Genomic DNA, 2,433 nt, shown 5'->3' with positions numbered 1-2,433 from the left:
GGCACCGACGCGCAAGGACGATCCGGGCGAGTTGTTCCCGTGGAAGCGTCTGGCAGGCGAGGGACATGGTCTGTGGTTCGAACCGGCTCTGGCGCGAATCCATGCACTGGGTGCGCCGCTCCAGACGGGCGATACCGGTCTGGGGGTTCTGGTCTTGCGTTCGGGCCTTCACCGTCTGGGCTATCCGATTGCGGCGGGCGGCGAGTATGACGAAGAAACTGTCCTGACCGTCAAAGCCTTCCAGCGCCACTGGCGACCGGCCCGCGTGGACGGCATTGCCGATGGCGAGACGCGGGCGCGTCTGGTGGGCCTGTTGCAACTGGCCAGTGTCGAGAGCGTCACCGGCGTTCTGGACTGATCTTTATCCGGCTGCGTCATTGACCTGAGAAGCAGAACACGGCACTTGGACCGCGCCAGACGGTTGGACGGTCGCGGCAGGGCTTGACCCTGTCGAGGAAAGTCCGGGCTCCACGGTGAAAAGGCGGCGGGTAACGCCCGCCCGGGGTGACCCGAGAGACAGTGCCACAGAAAGTAAACCGCCACGATTTATCGGGGTAAGGATGAAAGGGTGGGGTAAGAGCCCACCGCGTCTTCGGTAACGAAGATGGCAAGGTAAACCTCGCCTGGAGCAAGACCAAATAGGGACGTCGCGTGGCCTCGGCCACAGGGTTCACTGCCCCGGACGTCCGGGTAGGTCGCGAGAACCACTCGGCAACGGGTGGTCCAGAGGAATGATCGTCGCCGCTTGCGGGACAGAACCCGGCTTATAGACCGTCTGGCACTTTAACCTTTCCGGCCCGTGCGGGTGCCGGAAATGGGATGCGCCGCCACCACAGCGACTCAAGCGCCTGTCCTGAGGGCTCTTAAATCGCATTTTGATCCGTAAATGGGATCGGCACCCGTAAAAATCGTAATTTTATTTACCTTGATGGGGCAGGGTGCCTCGTGCAGGGCCTAAATGTGGCCTTGTGGGCATGTGGTTTGCCTAAATGACTGTAGAAAATACAGATATCATCAGTTTTCCACATCATCCACAAGTGGACAGTTCTGTGTATGTTCTTGTTCTTGTGGTGTTCTTGTCCACTGGCAAGATGAAAACAAGGTTAAACATCCCGCTTCATCCCATTGAGGCCCATTTGATCCCATGGTATCCCAGACGCTGAACTGATCGGCTGTAGGGCGCACGTTTTGTGATGCCTGCCGAAGGCGCAGGGACGGGCCGACAGGCTCGATGGGACAGGGCGTGTTTCTCTCGACCTACGAGAAACAATTGGACGCGAAGCGTCGCCTGCTCATTCCGGGCGACTTCCGCACGGCTGAAAACGGTGCCGAACACGGCGTTTTCCTGTTTCCCTCCATCGAAGCCGACTGCCTTGAAGCGGGCGGTGACCATCTGTTCGCTGTCTATAACGAAGTGATCCAGTCGCTGCCGTTCGGCTCCGAAGAGCGTTCGGCACTGGAGTGGCAGGTCATGGGCGAGCAGGTTCGCCTGTCGTTCGACAGCGGTGGCCGTATCACCCTGCCGGATCATCTGTGTCTTGAGGCCGAACTGTCGGACAGCGTGGTCATTGTCGGCCTGAACGACCGTTTCCAGATCTGGGCCAAGGACAAGTGGATGGCCCGCCGTGCCGAGCAGCGCCGTCTGGCCAAGGCCGGTCTGGCGCAGGTAGCCAAGGCCAAGCTCGAAGCCCAGATCAAACTGGCAGGGGGCGGAGCATGAGCGAAGACGCCAAGCCCCACCTGTCGGTAATGCTGCCGGAGGTTCTGGCGGCGCTGGATGCCAAGTCCGGCGATGTGATTATTGATGCGACCTTTGGCGCTGGTGGATACACCCGCGCCATTCTGGCAACCGGAGCCGAGGTCATCGGTCTGGACCGCGACCCGACGGTTCAGGTCCATGCCGATGCCGTGAAGGCGCAGTTCGGTGACCGTTTCCAACTGATCCAGACCCCGTTTGGAGATCTGGCCGAGGCCTTTGCCGAAAGCGGTAAAGCCAGGCTGGATGGCGCGGTGTTCGACATCGGTGTCTCGTCGATGCAACTGGATCAGGCCGAGCGCGGCTTTTCCTTCATGCGCGACGGGCCGCTGGACATGCGGATGGCCGATACCGGCGAAACCGCAGCCGATATTGTGAACACGTGGGAACACGGTCCGCTGGCCCACATCATCAAGCTGTATGGCGAAGAGCGTCAGTCGGGCCGTATTGCGACGGCCATCCTGCGCCGCCGTGCCGAACAGCCGTTTACCCGCACGCTGGATTTGGCCGATGCCATCGAGAAGGCCCTTGGCGGTCGCCGTGGTGCGCCGATCCATCCGGCCACGCGGACCTTCCAGGCACTGCGTATCGCGGTGAACGACGAACTGGGCGAACTGGAACGTGGCCTTGAGGCTGCCGAGCAGACACTGGTCGACGGCGGACGTCTGGTGGTGGTG

3 protein-coding genes and 1 other RNA gene are annotated in these 2,433 nt (G+C 61.1%); all 4 read left to right on the top strand.

Features of this window, described 5'->3' with window-relative positions:
- Positions 1–358, top strand: a 358-nt coding sequence (locus tag RSB01_RS13400; protein ID WP_332625661.1) for a peptidoglycan-binding protein, incomplete at its 5' end; no start/stop codon positions are given.
- Between the two features lie 55 nt (positions 359–413).
- Positions 414–783, top strand: an RNA gene (gene rnpB, locus RSB01_RS13395) — RNase P RNA component class A.
- A gap of 460 nt (positions 784–1,243) precedes the next feature.
- Entirely contained in the window at positions 1,244–1,720 is a 477-nt protein-coding gene (locus RSB01_RS13390) for a division/cell wall cluster transcriptional repressor MraZ (protein ID WP_332591281.1), read from the top strand.
- A partial coding sequence (gene rsmH, locus RSB01_RS13385) for a 16S rRNA (cytosine(1402)-N(4))-methyltransferase RsmH (protein WP_332625660.1) occupies positions 1,717–2,433 on the top strand: 717 nt, incomplete at its 3' end. The genes RSB01_RS13390 and rsmH, both read left to right, overlap by 4 nt.

The organism is Brevundimonas sp., from assembly GCF_036659295.1.
Classification (GTDB): Bacteria; Pseudomonadota; Alphaproteobacteria; order Caulobacterales; family Caulobacteraceae; genus Brevundimonas.
This window is presented reverse-complemented; position numbering and strand designations above follow the sequence as displayed.